Source organism: Pseudomonas sp. LBUM1652 (assembly GCF_059716105.1).
This window is the reverse complement of the sequence record NZ_CP166804.1, coordinates 1,087,427-1,103,098: the sequence shown is the minus strand read 5'-3', so window position 1 is coordinate 1,103,098 and position 15,672 is coordinate 1,087,427. Positions and strand designations below refer to the sequence as shown.

General features: G+C 59.9%; 12 protein-coding genes. 8 read left to right on the top strand and 4 right to left on the bottom strand.

From position 1 onward, the window contains the following. The first annotated feature begins 7 nt into the window (after window positions 1-7). From ACA069_RS04860 to ACA069_RS04840, 5 genes are all read left to right on the top strand, one after another. Window positions 8-1,132 (top strand): mannuronate-specific alginate lyase, encoded by a 1,125-nt coding sequence (locus tag ACA069_RS04860; protein WP_489879187.1) that lies wholly within the window; start codon window positions 8-10, stop codon window positions 1,130-1,132. A gap of 284 nt (window positions 1,133-1,416) precedes the next feature. Continuing rightward, a complete protein-coding gene (locus ACA069_RS04855; protein ID WP_497616543.1) occupies window positions 1,417-2,982 on the top strand; it encodes an MBOAT family O-acyltransferase in 1,566 nt (521 codons plus the stop codon). A 10-nt stretch (window positions 2,983-2,992) separates the two neighbouring features. Continuing rightward, window positions 2,993-4,168 carry an alginate O-acetyltransferase gene (locus ACA069_RS04850; protein WP_497616541.1) on the top strand — a complete coding sequence of 392 codons (1,176 nt, stop codon included), beginning with the start codon at window positions 2,993-2,995 and terminating at the stop codon, window positions 4,166-4,168. A 14-nt stretch (window positions 4,169-4,182) separates the two neighbouring features. Next, window positions 4,183-4,839 carry an alginate O-acetyltransferase AlgF gene (locus ACA069_RS04845; protein WP_497616539.1) on the top strand — a complete coding sequence of 219 codons (657 nt, stop codon included), beginning with the start codon at window positions 4,183-4,185 and terminating at the stop codon, window positions 4,837-4,839. A gap of 195 nt (window positions 4,840-5,034) precedes the next feature. Further along, window positions 5,035-6,486 (top strand): mannose-1-phosphate guanylyltransferase/mannose-6-phosphate isomerase, encoded by a 1,452-nt coding sequence (locus ACA069_RS04840; protein ID WP_100846177.1) that lies wholly within the window; start codon window positions 5,035-5,037, stop codon window positions 6,484-6,486. Between the two features lie 73 nt (window positions 6,487-6,559). On the opposite strand, the gene ACA069_RS04835 is transcribed toward ACA069_RS04840, so the two are convergent. Next, a complete protein-coding gene (locus ACA069_RS04835) occupies window positions 6,560-9,418 on the bottom strand; it encodes an RHS repeat domain-containing protein (protein ID WP_497616537.1) in 2,859 nt (952 codons plus the stop codon). A 163-nt stretch (window positions 9,419-9,581) separates the two neighbouring features. On the opposite strand from ACA069_RS04835, the gene ACA069_RS04830 reads away from it, so the two are divergent. From ACA069_RS04830 to ACA069_RS04820, 3 genes are all read left to right on the top strand, one after another. Continuing rightward, window positions 9,582-10,046 (top strand): multidrug transporter, encoded by a 465-nt coding sequence (locus tag ACA069_RS04830; protein WP_187676855.1) that lies wholly within the window; start codon window positions 9,582-9,584, stop codon window positions 10,044-10,046. 35 nt (window positions 10,047-10,081) lie between these two features. Next, window positions 10,082-10,906 carry an SDR family oxidoreductase gene (locus ACA069_RS04825; RefSeq protein ID WP_497616535.1) on the top strand — a complete coding sequence of 275 codons (825 nt, stop codon included), beginning with the start codon at window positions 10,082-10,084 and terminating at the stop codon, window positions 10,904-10,906. A gap of 241 nt (window positions 10,907-11,147) precedes the next feature. Then, complete coding sequence (locus tag ACA069_RS04820; RefSeq protein ID WP_497616534.1) at window positions 11,148-12,149, top strand: SEL1-like repeat protein; 1,002 nt, start codon at window positions 11,148-11,150, stop codon at window positions 12,147-12,149. A gap of 112 nt (window positions 12,150-12,261) precedes the next feature. On the opposite strand, the gene ACA069_RS04815 is transcribed toward ACA069_RS04820, so the two are convergent. Genes ACA069_RS04815 through ACA069_RS04805 form a run of 3 tightly spaced genes read right to left on the bottom strand, consistent with a single transcriptional unit; the run spans window position 12,262 to window position 15,542 of the window. Then, window positions 12,262-13,134, bottom strand: coding sequence for an efflux RND transporter periplasmic adaptor subunit (locus ACA069_RS04815; RefSeq protein ID WP_497616533.1), 873 nt, complete (start codon window positions 13,132-13,134; stop codon window positions 12,262-12,264). 25 nt (window positions 13,135-13,159) lie between these two features. Further along, window positions 13,160-13,360 (bottom strand): DUF1656 domain-containing protein, encoded by a 201-nt coding sequence (locus ACA069_RS04810; RefSeq protein ID WP_007914106.1) that lies wholly within the window; start codon window positions 13,358-13,360, stop codon window positions 13,160-13,162. Further along, window positions 13,350-15,542, bottom strand: coding sequence for an FUSC family protein (locus ACA069_RS04805; protein ID WP_497616531.1), 2,193 nt, complete (start codon window positions 15,540-15,542; stop codon window positions 13,350-13,352). Before ACA069_RS04805 ends, ACA069_RS04810 begins: the two co-directional genes overlap by 11 nt. Window positions 15,543-15,672: the final 130 nt, after the last annotated feature.

The following is a 15,672-nucleotide window of genomic DNA, read 5'->3' as shown; positions in this document are numbered from 1 at the left end:
GTCTGCTATGCGAAACTCGAAACTGAAAACTCTTTTAGCGCCGACGCTGCTCGGGCTGGCGATCTTCGCCGGCACCGCGCAGGCCGCCGCACCACTGCGTCCACCTCAGGGCTACTTCGCGCCTGTGGATAAATTCAAGACCGGCGACAAAAGCGAAGGCTGCGATGCAATGCCGACGCCGTACACCGGCGCGTTGCAATTTCGCAGCAAATACGAAGGCTCGGACAAGGCCCGTTCGACATTGAACGTGCAGTCGGAAAAAGCCTTCCGCGACACCACCAAAGACATCACCACGCTGGAACGCGGCACCGCCAAACGCGTCATGCAGTTCATGCGTGACGGTCGCCCGGAGCAGCTCGATTGCACGCTGAACTGGCTGACCGCGTGGGCCAAGGCGGATGCGCTGATGTCGAAAGACTTCAACCACACCGGCAAATCGATGCGCAAATGGGCGCTGGGCAGCATGGCCTCTTCGTACATACGCCTGAAGTTCTCCGACTCGCATCCGCTGGCTCAACACCAGCAGGAGGCGCAGGAGATCGAAGCGTGGTTCAGCAAAATGGCCGATCAGGTGGTCAGCGACTGGGACAACCTGCCGCTGGAAAAAACCAACAACCACTCGTACTGGGCAGCCTGGTCGGTGATGGCGACGTCCATCGCGACCAACCGCCGTGACCTGTTTGATTGGGCGGTGAAGGAATACAAGGTCGGCGTGAATCAAATCGATGCTGACGGTTTCCTGCCGAACGAACTCAAGCGCCAGCAACGCGCCCTCGCCTATCACAACTACGCCCTGCCGCCGCTGGCAATGATCGCCAGTTTCGCCCAGGTCAACGGGGTGGATTTGCGTCAGGAAAACAACGGCGCGCTGAAGCGTCTGGGTGATCGCGTATTGGCCGGGGTGAAAGACCCGGACGAATTCGAAGAGAAGAACGGCAAGAAGCAGGACATGACCGACTTGAAAGAGGACATGAAATTCGCCTGGCTCGAACCGTTCTGCACGCTCTACACCTGCCCGGCCGATGTGATCGAGAAGAAGCGCGGCATGCAGCCGTTCAAGACCTTCCGCCTGGGCGGGGATTTGACCAAGGTCTACGACCCGTCCCATGAAAAGGGCAACAAGGGTTCTTGAAAGGCGAAGAGCAAAAGCCCCTCACCCTAACCCTCTCCCGGAGGGAGAGGGACTGAACGAGGTGCTTTTCAGAAATTCGCCGACCTGAAATATCGAGCCGATCTCCTTTTCTGAAGACCATGGAGATCTGGCTCCCTCTCCCTCCGGGAGAGGGCGGGGGGTGAGGGGCGCGGTCTGACGGCCAGCTCCGACCTCAAGCAAGCACTGTGTCACCCCTCCACTACCACGGGGGGTTTGGGGGGGCTTTGGCCCTTGACTGTTGGTTCAAACATGGAGAGATCGGGATGGTATTTTCATCCAACGTGTTCCTGTTTCTGTTCTTGCCGATCTTTCTCGGCATGTACTACCTGAGCGGGATTCGTTATCGCAATCTGCTGCTGCTACTCGCCAGCTACGTGTTCTATGCGTGGTGGCGGGTGGACTTCCTGGCGCTGTTCGCTGCCGTCACGTTGTGGAACTACTGGATCGGCCTGAAAGTCGGTGCTGCCGGCGTGCGGACCAAACCGGCGCAACGCTGGCTGTTGCTCGGCGTGGCGGTGGATCTGTGCATCCTCGGCTACTTCAAGTACGCCAACTTCGGTGTCGACAGCATCAACGCGATGATGACCTCGGTCGGTCTGTCGCCGTTCATCCTGACCCACGTGCTATTGCCGATCGGTATCTCGTTCTACATTTTCGAGTCGATCAGCTACATCATCGACGTGTATCGCGGTGACACCCCGGCGACGCGCAACCTGATCGACTTCGCGGCCTTCGTGGCGATCTTCCCGCACCTGATTGCCGGCCCGGTTCTGCGTTTCCGCGACCTCGCCGACCAGTTCAACAACCGCACGCACACCCTCGACAAATTCTCCGAGGGCTGCACACGGTTCATGCAGGGTTTCATCAAGAAAGTCTTCATCGCAGACACCCTCGCCGTCGTGGCCGACCATTGCTTCGCCCTGCAAAACCCGACCACGGGTGATGCCTGGCTCGGCGCACTGGCCTACACCGCGCAACTGTATTTCGACTTCTCCGGTTACAGCGACATGGCCATCGGCCTGGGCTTGATGATGGGTTTCCGCTTCATGGAAAACTTCAAACAGCCGTACATCAGCCAGTCGATCACCGAGTTCTGGCGCCGCTGGCACATCAGCCTGTCGACCTGGCTGCGTGACTACCTGTACATCACCCTCGGCGGTAACCGTAAAGGCACGCTGATGACCTATCGCAACCTGTTCCTGACCATGCTCCTCGGTGGTCTGTGGCACGGCGCGAACATCACTTACATCGTCTGGGGTGCGTGGCACGGCATGTGGCTGGCGATTGAAAAAGCGCTGGGGCTGAACACCTCGCCGCGCAGCCTCAACCCGATCCGCTGGGCGCTGACCTTCCTGCTGGTGGTCATGGGCTGGGTGATCTTCCGTGCCGAGAACCTGCACGTTGCCGGGCGCATGTACGGCGCGATGTTCAGCTTGGGTGACTGGTCGCTGTCGGAACTCAATCAGGCCAGCCTCACCGGTCTGCAAGTGGCAACGCTGGTGGTGGCTTACGTGACGCTGGCGTTCTTCGGCTTGCGTGATCTGTACACCCATCAGCCACAGGTCAAAACCAAGCCAGTGGTCAACGTCGAAACCGACGGCCCGGCCGCTGCAACCCCAGGAATGATCAAGGCAGCCCCCGGCGAAAACCCGGCGAGCATCCACGAGCCTGGCTACACCGTCGGCGTCGACGCCCAGGTGCAACCGGCCTACTGGACGGCTGACTGGTCGCGCTACGCAATGCGCGCCGCGATTCTGCTGCTGTTCATCGCCTCGATTCTCAAACTCTCGGCGCAAAGCTTCTCGCCGTTCCTTTACTTCCAGTTCTGAGGGATCTGACATGACCCGCTCATTACGCATCTTCTACATCGCCCTGTTCCTGGTGACCCTGCTGGTCTTGGGTCTGTGGTCGGTACGCAGCTTCTTCGGCTTCAGCACCAACGCCGACGCCACGGTGCTCAACGGCCGATGGACCAAAGCCGTGGAAACCCACTATGACGAAGAGTTTCCAATCAAGCGCCTGGGCACAAACCTTTGGGCTGCGCTGGATTTCAAACTGTTCAACGAAGGTCGTCCGGGCGTCGTGCTCGGTCGCGATCAGTGGTTGTACAGCGATGAGGAATTCAACCCGATCGTCAACGAAGAGCTGAACCTGCAAGGTAACTACGCGCTGGTCGAAGGCGTGCGCCAGACCCTGAAGGAGAAAGGCGTGAAACTGGTGATGGCGATTGTGCCGGCCAAGGTTCGCCTGTACCCGGAACACCTGGGTGAAGTGAAACCGGCGAGCATCCACGCCAACCTCTATGAGGATTTCCACAAGCGCGTTGCGGCGGACAAGATCCTCGCCCCTGACCTGCTCAAGCCATTGCAACAGGCCAAGCAGAATGGTCAGCAAGTGTTCCTGCGCACCGACACGCACTGGACGCCTGAGGGCGCCGAGGTTGCGGCCAACACCCTGGCGAAAACCATCACTGACAAGTTCCCGCTCAGCGGCGAGCCGCAGCGCTTTGTCACCACGCCTGCCGAGAAGGTCACGCACAAGGGCGACCTGCGCCTGTTCCTGCCGCTGGACCCGCTGTTCGAAAACCTGATGCCGGCGCAAGAACCGCTGCAAAAGCGCAACACCGTGGCCGCTGGCGAACAGCCTGCCGGTGACGACGCGCTGTTCGCCAACAGCGAAGTACCGGTCGCACTGATCGGTACCAGCTACAGCGCCAACCCCAACTGGAACTTCGTCGGTGCGCTGAAACAAGCGCTGCACAGCGACGTGGTCAATTACGCCGAAGACGGCCACGGCCCGATCCTGCCGATGCTCAGCTACCTGAAAAGCGATGACTTCAAGAACAGCCCGCCACAGGTGCTGATCTGGGAGTTTCCTGAAGGATATCTGCCTGTGAACAACGAAATCGGTGACGCCGACCCGCAGTGGGTCGCAGAGCTCAAACAAGCCGGCGCACGCCAACAAAACGTAGCTGCAAACACTAAATCCGAGACGCCCGACCGGGCGCAAAACTGAAAGAGAGGTACACCATGACTTTCACTACTACGCATCAAAGTCTCGTGAAAAGCTTCGCACTGGTTGCTGGCCTCAGCGTGCTTTCCGTACCTGCCTTCGCCGGTGGCGACGCCGCCCTCTACGGCCCGACCGCACCGAAAGGCTCGAGCTTCGTGCGCATCTATAACGCCAGCAACGCTGAAGTCAGCGCCACCGTCGGCAGCACCAACCTGAGCGACGTTGCGCCTCTGGCCAGCAGCGACTTCAGCTTCATGCCGGGCGGCGACTACAGCGCCAAGGTCGGCAGCCAGACCCTGCCGGTAAAACTCGCCGGTGATCACTATTACACCCTGGTCAACAACGCTTCCGGCGCGCCGCAACTGATCGAAGAGCCGCCGTTCAAGAACAAGCAGAAATCCCTGGTGCGTGTGCAGAACCTCAGCGACAAGCCGCTGACCCTGAAGACCGCCGACGGCAAGACCGACGTGGTGCCGAACGTGGCAGCCAAAGGCCGTGGCGAACGTGAAATCAACCCGGTGAAAGTCAGCCTGGCGCTGTACGAAGGCGACAAGAAAGTCGGCGACGTGAAGCCGGTTGCCCTGGAGCGCGGTGAAGCAGCAGTGCTGTACGTCACCGGCACCGGCAGCAGCCTGTCGCCAGTCTGGGTGAAACGCCCGGTGTCGACGCGCTAATCAATTTTCCGATGAGACGCTGATCCCTGTAGGAGCTGCGGCACGCTGCGATCTTTTGACTTTGCTTTTAAAGATCGCAGCCTTCGGCAGCTCCTACAGGGGGAATGCGGTGGCCTCTCGGTACGAGACAAAAACAAGAGTGAAACGACACAACGTTCGTGCCTCTAACCAAATCGATTTTATGGAGTAAACAATATGATTCCGGTGATCTTGTCAGGTGGTAGCGGTTCACGTCTTTGGCCGCTTTCGCGCAAGCAATTCCCTAAACAGTTCCTGGCCCTGACCGGCGAACACACCCTGTTCCAGCAAACCCTGGAACGCCTGGTGTTCGAAGGCATGGACACGCCGATCGTGGTCTGCAACAAGGATCACCGTTTTATCGTCAACGAGCAGTTGGCCAACCGCAAGCTGGAATGCCAGCGCATCCTGATGGAACCGTTCGGCCGCAACACTGCGCCGGCCGTGGCCCTGACCGCGATGATGCTGGTCAATGAAGGTCGTGACGAACTGATGTTGGTGCTGCCGGCCGACCACGTTCTCGAAGATCAGAAAGCCCTGCAACGCGCCCTGGCCCTGGCCACCGTCGCCGCCGAAAACGGCGAAATGGTGCTGTTCGGCGTGCCGGCGACCAAACCGGAAACCGGTTACGGCTACATCAAGTCCACCGCTGATTCGCTGCTGCCCGAAGGCGTCAGCCGCGTGTCGCACTTCGTCGAAAAACCGGATGTGAAACGCGCCACCGAATACGTCGAGTCCGGCGGTTACTACTGGAACAGCGGCATGTTCCTGTTCCGCGCCAGCCGCTTCCTCGAAGAGCTGAAAAAGCATGATCCGGACATCTACGACACCTGCCTGCTGACCCTTGAGCGCAGCGAACAGGACGCCGACACCGTCACACTGGACGAAGCCACCTTCGCCTGCTGCCCGGACAACTCCATCGACTATTCCGTGATGGAAAAAACCCAGCGCGCCTGCGTCGTGCCGCTGACTGCCGGCTGGAGCGATGTCGGTTGCTGGTCGTCGTTGTGGGAAGTCAACGAGAAAGACGCCAACGGCAACGTCACCAAAGGCGACGTGGTGATCCAGGACAGCAAGAACTGCATGATCCACGGCAACGGCAAACTGGTGTCGGTGATCGGTCTGGAAAATATTGTGGTGGTCGAAACCAAGGACGCCATGATGATCGCCCACAAGGACAAGGTTCAGGGCGTCAAGCAGATGGTCAACACCCTCAACGAACAGGGCCGCAGCGAAACCCAGAACCACTGTGAGGTCTACCGTCCGTGGGGCTCGTACGACTCGGTGGACATGGGCGGACGCTTCCAGGTCAAGCACATCTCGGTCAAACCGGGCGCATGCCTGTCGTTGCAGATGCACCACCACCGCGCCGAACACTGGATCGTGGTCAGCGGCACCGCCGAAGTGACCTGCGACGACAACGTGTTCCTGCTCTGCGAAAACCAGTCGACCTACATCCCGATCGCCTCGGTGCATCGCCTGCGCAACCCGGGCAAGATCCCGCTGGAAATCATCGAAGTGCAATCGGGTTCGTATCTGGGTGAAGACGATATCGAACGCTTCGAAGATATCTACGGCCGCTCCACCCCGATCGAACGCGGCGTGTCGGTGAAGACCATCGCGCAGTAAACGATCCGCAAGACAGAAGCCCTCGCCCAGCCCACTGCGTCCCCTATCCGCAGCGGGTTGGGCGGGGGCTTTTTTAGCCCTGCGAATGTTGTCGGGTCAGTTTGGGCCGGGTGCTCCCCCCCAGCGATTGCTGTCTGCCGGCGTAGGGTGTGGGCGAGATCAGCCCAATGAAATCCTGGGTTCGATTGAGCGTTTGAACGGTACTGAAGGTCTGCATTGACAATTCGGAGACCGCTTCCAGCAGTTCAGTGTCTGAGCCGCCGACCGTCGCCAGCTCGGTCAATATCGCTTGCGTCCTGAACGACACCATGTCGATGTTTGCCGAAATATGTTCGTAGGTGTCACTCAACGTCCCTGCATTCAAGCCTTGCGATGCATGGATGAACTCCCTTCCTGTCCGGATCAGTCCCGGGGTCTGCGATCCCAACGTGTCGGCGACTACCGAGATCACTTTGTCCTCAACCTTGGCGCGCGCCATTTTCACCAGTCGTGATCGACCGTCGGAAGTGCGCGGATCATGTGCTGCCAGTTCCAGTTTCACTGTGGCAAGACCGAGCGATTTTTTCGGCTCGACGCTTTCAACGAAAGCCTTGGGATTCAGTTCGCTACCCTTGAAATTGATAGGGCGGTTCAACTGATAGGTGTCCACGACCTTGTCGATTGCTGCATCCGCTGCCTTGCCGGCGAGCTTCGTACCCAGTTTCCCTCCAAGCACGGCCGCTCCCGGCCCCAATGCCCCGCCCAATGCAGTGCCGGCCGCGCCGCCCAAGGCTTGCGCCCCCGTGCTGACCGCGCTGCTGATCAGTTGCGTACCGACTCGCCTGGCCAACGCCTGAAACCGGTGTCGTGCCTGGGTGTGGTTGAGCAACGAATTTCTGACATCCGCCGCTGCCGAGGTGACCGAGTCCAGCAGTGCCTTCTGCTTTTGCGCGCTGTCAGCCAGCGCTGACGTAGACGTATCGCTCTTCCCGCCGCCATCGCTGTCAACATGCCTCATGGGAGAGTTACCGACCATCTGGTACAGGTTCGGCCCGTCAATAAAGCCTTTCGGGTCAGGGTTGAGCCATCGCTGCAACCAAGGCATGTAATAGCGATAACCGTAGTAATAACACCCGGTCGCATCACGCTCCTTGCCCGAATAGTGGAGGGTTTTGTAGCTGACTTCGGTGTCCTTGCTCCACGCCGTCTCGCCGAACGGGTGGAAGGTTTCCTGGCTGATGACGCGGGCATCCTCACCCAACTCCAGGCTGGTCGAGCCCAAATGATCAGTGAAGGTGTACCGATAGTGGTCGTTGGAACCGGTTGGCGGTGCGCTTTGCCAGTGCAAGACCCGCACGCTGTTGAGCGCCCCCTCGACGGTGATCACTTGCAGTTGTTCTACGTTGCCTGTGTCACTGCGCAACTCCAGTCCAGGCAAATAGCGCACCTGGGCAACGACACCACGGGCATTTGTCTGCAATAAACGCGTCTTGCGCACACGCTGACCGGCGCCGTCGTAACAATAGTGTTCAAGGTCATTGCGTCCGCCGGCACGTTCGACCGGCGTGACCGATTGCAACTGATTGCGCAAATTCCACGTCAGTGATCGCACGGCCTCGAGCGCTCGCAGATTGCCACGCAGATCAAACGCCGCAGCGATTTCCTCTTCCGTGGGCGGTACATCGGCGCGGTAAGGCAAACAGCGATTGCTGAATCGCGCGGCGCGCAGCTTGCGACCATTACGCGCGCCAACATGCGTCAGCTCCAGCAAATTGCCGGACTCGTCGTAACGATAACTCTGGCGGTAATTGCTCACGGCGCCCGGATCGGCTCGTCCGGGCGTCGCGGGTCCCTGGCTCGCAGCACCCGCCTCCCAGCCAGTTGCCTCGCGCAACTGGTAACGACTGTCGTAGATAAAGAGACTGATCGGATCGATGCGCTGATTGGCGAAATAGCGGATCGGCAGTGCCTTGTCCTCGATGCTCAGCACATTGCCCGTCAGGTCATAGTCGTAGATCAGATGCTGCAAGATTTCGCCGTCGCTGTTCTCGGCCTGACGCACTTGCAAACGGCCGTCTTCAGCTCGATAGCGCAATGTCGTCAATACGCGGTTTCCCGCCCGTTCCTGCGTGACTTTCCCGTCAGCGTTGTAACGGATATCGCTGACCAGTGTTTGAGGTTCGGACTGATGCTTCAACTGCAGGTAACTGGCCCGCAAACGTCCATCGAGCGTCAACTCGATCCCCTGATGATTATCTCGCGCATCCACCTGTCGGAGTACCTGACCCAGCGGCCCGAAATGCCATTGGCTCGTCGCGCCCTCGCCGGGTTCTAGCAACTTCATGCGTTCATCAATCGGCTCAGGCCAATCAGGGGTCACGAGGTTCTGCATGAAGTGCCGGGTGTTCTCTGTGCATTGGCCGCTGATCGCAAAGTGTTCGAACAACACACTGCCTGCCGGGTCATCGTGGCGGATCAACTGGCCGAGCTGGTTGCGGCTCGGTTCACCAGCACCGGGCTGACCGTAAACAAAGCGCTCGACGCACCGTTGCGGCTGCGATTCGCCTTCTTCGAACACGGCCACCGGGCGCAGCAACGAATCGTGCCGGATTTCGCGACGGGCTCCACGACTGTCGCACTCGAGCAGCACTTGCGCGCCGAGACCGTGCAACGCAACCTGCGTACCGGCATCGACGCTGTCCGAGCGCAGCACTTGGCCGTTCAACAGATAAACCATGGCCAGACTGGCCGGCGTCAGAGGATCGCTCATTTGCAGCGCCCACAAACGTGGATCCCACTGGTCGACAGCACGCCCCGCCGCGTCATGAAAGGTGCGGTGCACGAGAGTCTGAGCGGCGCCAGGATACTCGGCGCGCCAGTAGTCGACTGTACGGATCGGCAGCCCACGCGGGTCGCTCACTGAAAGCGTCGGTGTTTTGCTGTGCATGCCCATATTTTTGCTCCGTTGCGTGGGGGTATCTCAGCAGCGACTGGGCATTGATGCCTACTGTCAGAAATTACAGTTCCGACCAATGGCACAATGGCCTGATACGCGAATGTCCATTCCGGCAACCCTTCGGTAGGATGTGGGTCACGAGTTCAAGGAGCGTTCACACATGTTCATCGGCGTTTTGCTGGTCTTCACCTGGCTGATCCTGTTGTTGCGCTATCCGGCCAAGGCCTTGCCCGTCTCGGTGGCAGCCGCCATCGGCCTCGGCCTGGTTGCCATGTGGGTGGTGTGGCTGGACAACCGCGAGATCAAACAACTGGCGCGCCTTGAACTGCGTATCAGCTATGCGCCCGAGCAGTGTCCGGCGGATCGTCCGCTGCAATTGAAGATGAACAACGGCAACAGCGTGCCGCTGACCGAACTGCGCTGGCGCATTGCAGCCTATGCACCGGGCGACACCGTCAATCTGGCCGACAATCAATACAGCGCCCCGCGCTACCGCGGCCCCGGCGAATTGCAGGCTGGCGGCAATTGGGAAGACTGCTTGCCGATGCCACCGCTGCGTCCCGGTTATCGCCCGCAAACCCTGGAGTTTCGCGCCGAGCGATTGCAGGGCAGCTTCTCCGACTGATCCCCTTCCCCACTCTTTTGCACAAGGAATGCGCCATGCCCGTTGCGTTGATTACCGGATGTTCCAGCGGCATCGGCCGCGCCCTCGCCGATGCGTTCAAAACCGCCGGTTATGAAGTCTGGGCCAGTGCGCGCAAGGCTGAAGATGTCGCATTGCTGGCGACAGCCGGGTTCACCGCCGTGCAACTCGACGTCAATGACAACGCGGCGCTGGAACAACTCGGCGAACGTATCAACCAGCAACACGGCGGCCTCGACGTGCTGATCAACAACGCCGGTTATGGCGCCATGGGCCCGCTGCTCGACGGCGGCGTGCTGGCCATGCAGCGCCAGTTCGAAACCAATGTGTTCTCGATTGTCGGCGTCACACGCGCACTGTTCCCGGTGCTGCGCCGTGGCAAGGGGTTGGTGGTGAATATCGGCAGCGTGTCCGGTGTTTTGGTCACACCGTTCGCCGGTGCCTATTGCGCCTCGAAAGCAGCAGTGCATGCCTTGAGCGATGCATTGCGCATGGAACTGGCGCCGTTCGGCATTCGCGTGATGGAAGTGCAGCCCGGCGCGATTCAATCGAGCTTCGCCAAAAATGCCGGGCATGAGGCTGAGCAGTTGATCAATGAACAATCGCCGTGGTTTCCATTGCGAGAAGGGATCCGCGCGCGGGCCAAGGCGTCGCAGGACAAACCAACGCCGGCCCTTGAGTTTGCTGCTGTGCTGCTGAAGGCTGTGCAGCAGAGCAAACCGCCACGGCTGATTCGCATCGGCAATGGTAGCCGGGCATTGCCGCTGTTAGCGACGCTGCTGCCCAAAGGCTTGCTGGAATCGACGTTGATGAAGCGGTTTGGCTTGCACGGCCAGCTCTGATTTACCTCGGTGAAATTGCCAAACCAGCCGTTCCACGTAGAATGCGCCGCACTTGAAGCGCCCGCCGCTTCAAGTGAACCCGATAGCGCATGGAATCGCTGGCGCACGCATCGAAGCAAGGGAATTGCTGAACACTGATACAACCCTCCCCCGGCTGTTCCTTCCTGGAACAGCCGCTGCTTTGTTGGCCTGTCTGACGCGAGACCTGCTCTCACGCTTCAACTAAGCTCAGGAACAACTTTTGAAAGTTTCCAACGTACTGCCTTTGGTATTGCTCACCTTGCTGGCGGGCTGCGCCACTCAAGAAGTGCCCCTCAACGACACCCTGCCGAAATTGACCGCGCGAGACCTGTTGCCGACCGTCACCGCGAACGAATACTGCAATGCGCAGATGGACAGCGACATTGTGTTCGGGACCGGTTTGCTGATGTACGAAGACGGCGCGCGCGATATCGCCAAAACCTGCCTGGCCATGGCGGCGCCGAAACACCCTCGCGCGTTTTGCTACCTCTCCTCAATGATTCGCCAGAATGGTGACCTGGCCAACGAGCAAACACGCACCTTAGCCTTCAACTACACGGCCTACGCGGCCATGCAAAATGACTGGTGTGCGGAGTACGGCATGTACGAATCGTACAAGTACGGCATCGCCGGGGCGAAGGAAGATGCCGCACTTGCCACGCGCTGGCTGGTGCGCTCCTCACAGCACGGTTATCCCGATGCCCAGGAGAAACTGGTCAAGCAGTACGAAGAACAAGGCAACCTGATCGAAGCGTACGCGTGGAGCAAAGTCATGGCCGATGCAGATGACACCCACGCCGATGCAACCGTCAAAACCCGGATGACCCCGGAGCAAATTACCAAGGGTGAGAAACGCTACAGCGAACTCGTCCCCCAGGTCGCCAGCAAGGCAACCAAAGCCGCCGAAGAGCGGGAAGAGGACGTCGCCCGCTACTCCGCCCAGATCTATCAGGACTATCCGGATACCTTCAAGGGGCTGACGTCCGCCGAACGTTATGCCTACATGAAGCAGTCGATCGGCGATGCCATGGACCTGCCATTCATCAGGAACCGTGATCACGTGCTGATCTACATCGTGATCGATCGCGCTGCCAAGTTGAAAATGCCTGGCGCAAATATCGCCAATGACCCGCGCATCGTCAGCCTCATCAAGGACAAACAGTTAACGGTCGACGAAACCATCGAGTCCGGACTGCGGGTGGTCGACAAGTTCTACCGATAAACCCACACCTGTGGCGAGGGAACTCGCTCCCGCTTGAGTGCGCAGCGCTCACGTTGTTTGGCGCCGCTTCGCGGCCCGGCGGGAGAAAGCTCCCTCGCCACAAAAGCCTTCTTCAGTCTGATGACTTGATGTCGTCCTGCCTTACCACCACCGTACAAGTAATCCCCGCCGCCAACAAAACACCTTCCGGCACTTCATCAATGTGAATCCGCACCGGCACTCGCTGTGCCAAGCGCACCCAGTTAAACGTCGGGTTGACGTCGGCGATCAGCTCGCGGCTTTCCGGGTTGTCGCGGTCGTAGATGCCGCGTGAAATGCTTTCCACGTGGCCCTTCAGGACTTCGCCGCTCATCAACTGCATGTCGGCCTTATCCCCAACGCGAACGTGCGGCAGTTTGGTTTCTTCGAAGAAGCCATAGACCCAGAACGAGTTCATGTCGACCACGGCCATTTTCGCTTCGCCGATGCGCGCGTAGTCGCCGCGATGCACGTTGAGGTTGGTCACGTAGCCGTCCACCGCCGCGCGCACTTCGGTGCGTTTGAGGTTGAGTTCGGCGGCTTCCAGTTGCGCCTGCGCATGCTGATAGTCGGCCAGCGCGGCGTCGGCGATGTTGCTGGCGTCGTCGCGGTTTTCCTTGGAGATCACCAGATTGTCCAGATCGGCGCGGCGATGGGCGTTGACCTTGCGCATCTCCCACGTCGACTTGCGTGAAGCGACCAGCGACTGCGCCTGTTTCACTGCGATGCGGTAATGCTCGGGGTCGATCTGCATCAGCAAATCGCCCTTCTTCACCAATTGGTTGTCACGCACCGGCACGTCGATCACTTCACCGGTGACGTCGGCGGCGACGTTGATGATGTCCGCGCGCACCCGACCGTCGCGGGTCCACGGCGTGTTCATGTAATGCACCCACAAAGTCCGGCCGATCCACAGCGCAAGGGCCAGCACCAGCAAGGTCGCGAGCAGGCTGAAAAACTTTTTCATCAGAGCCTTCTTCAGAGATAGAGAGTCAACGGTAAACAGTCAGCGCCATCGCGCCGAACAGACAGGTAAACAGGCTCAGGCGCAGCAGCGCCGGGTGCCAGAAGAAGCGGTACAGATCGAAGCCCGACAAGAACCGATCCACCGCCCAGGCCAATGCCGCAGCGATGAAAAACATCAGGGTCATGGTCGGCATGTACACACCGTGGAAAGCGATTTCACGAGGCATGGGCAAGTCCTTCAGGCTTGGCGTGTGCGAAAGCGCCAAGCGGTGATTGCGGGTCGAGCAACGAGGTGCGAATGAAGTGCAGATAGCTCTTCACCCGGCGCAGGGCCGAGGTATCGAAGTGCGGCGCGAACGGTTCGTCAGTGGCGGCGACACGGCTGATCGCGTGATCGACCGCCACCAGCGCGCGCTCCAGATTGCTTGAGTTCGGTTGCAGAAAAAGCCGCACCAACGCCCGGCCCATCACACGGATTGCCTGACGCCACGGTTGCGATTCGGCATAGGCCGGGTGCACCGGCAGAATCGCCTGCTCCTTGCGCAATTCAATGATCGCGTGGCCGACTTCCAGCACCACGAACATCCAGCGCAAAAGACTCTTTTGCACCTTCGGCTCACCGGCCGCCAGACCATAAGCCTGATGCAACAAGTCGCGGGTGCGGCTCTCGAAACTCGACGCAAGCCCCTTGAGTTTGCCGCTGATCGCATAGACCACTTGGCCACGCAGATCCTGCTCCAGCCGTCGCCACAACCAACGGCTGTTGGGCGGCAAAATAATCGCGCCCGCCGCCGCGCACACCAGCATGCCCATGACCATGGCGATGTAGTCGTTGATGAAGGTGTAGGGGTTGTAGATGGTCAGGTTGTCCGGCACCGAACCGGTGCTGAAGAAGATCAGCAAACCGAGACCGACACCGGCATATTGCGGCCGCGACGTGAGGAAAGAACCCAGTACGATTACCGGCGCGAGCATCACGCACAGCAGCGGAAAACCGTCGATCCACGGGAAGATGAAAAACATCTCGACGAAGCCGATCAACGCGCCAAGAAACGTCCCGCAAGCCATCTGAAAGGCCATGCGTTTCGGGTTCGGCGTGGCAGCGGAAAGGCCCACGGTGGCGGCGGCGATCAGGGTCATTGTCGCGCCACTCGGCCACGCCGTCGCGACCCAATAACTGCCCAGCACGATCAGGATGAACGACGCACGAATCCCCGAAGCGGCCGCCGCCCACCAGTTGGTTTGCGGGGTGAACGGCTCGTCCCAGCGCTCGCGTTCGTGGCGGTGATCGGCCAGGGAGGCGTGGGTCTGCGCGTAACCGTGCAGATCATCGACAAAGCGATAGAGCAACTCATACGCGGTGTGGAAATCCAGTTGCTCGGCGTCACTCGGCTCGCTCTCCTGAAAGGTTGCGCGCAGGCTGCGCACCCGCGCCGGCAAGCCTTCCTTGTAGGTCGCCAGCGCCATCGCCAGCCGCGCCGCATCGGGGCTGGTCAGTGCCCGGCCGCTGAAACCGTCGAGCACTTCGGCCAGATCCTGCAAGCCCGGTCTGATCGCCGCCACAACGTGTTCTTCATCATTGCCGCGCAGGCGTTCGAGCAACTGATGCAAGGCATTGAAGCGCGTGGTGATGCCCATGAACTCGCTGTTCAAACGGCTCAGGCGACCATTGCGCCGACGCATGTGCGGGTCTTCGAACACGGTCACGCTGCGCAGCCCTTCCAGCCCCACAGCCTCGGCGATGAAACGCACGTTGCTCGCTTCAAAGGATTCGGTTTTGCTGCGCCCGCGCAAGCCATCGGTGACGAACAAAGCGAACACCCCGAAGCGCTGGTACAAGGCGTTGCGCATCGCCGCACTGGCGGTTTGCGGCAGGATCGCGGCGCTGACCACCGTGGCGCAGATAATCCCCAGCGAGATCTCCAGCACCCGCCACACCGCTGCCATGAACGCACCGTCCGGGTGCGCCAGCGCCGGCAAACCGACCATCGCTGCGGTGTAGCCCGCGAGGACAAAACCATAGGCGCGGAAGTTACGGCAACGCGCCGCACCGGCCGAGCAGATACCGACCCAGATCGCCAGCGAGCCGAGGAACAGTTCAGTGTTTTGCGCGAACAGCGCAATCAGCGTGACCATCATCGCTGACCCCGCCAGGGTGCCGAGGAAGCGATAGAAACTCTTGGCGAACACCTGACCGCTTTGCGGCTGCATGACGATGAACACGGTGATCATCGCCGTACGCGGTTGCGGCAATTCCAGACGCATCGCCAGCCACAGGGTGAGGAACGCGGCGAGCAACACCTTGAAGATGTAGACCCAGGTCACGCCATCACTGCGCGCCCAGTCAAAGAAACCGCGGCGCCATTCCAGGGAGTAGAGCCAGCGCAGTGGTGCGGGCAAGGGAGTCATTAAATCTTGCTCAATGAATGAAGAAAAAATCTGTGAATCACACAATTCCTGTGGCGAGGGGATTTATCCCCGATGGGCTGCAAAGCGGCCCCAAGAAAAGCGAATGCGGTGTGCCAGGCAGAACCGGTTT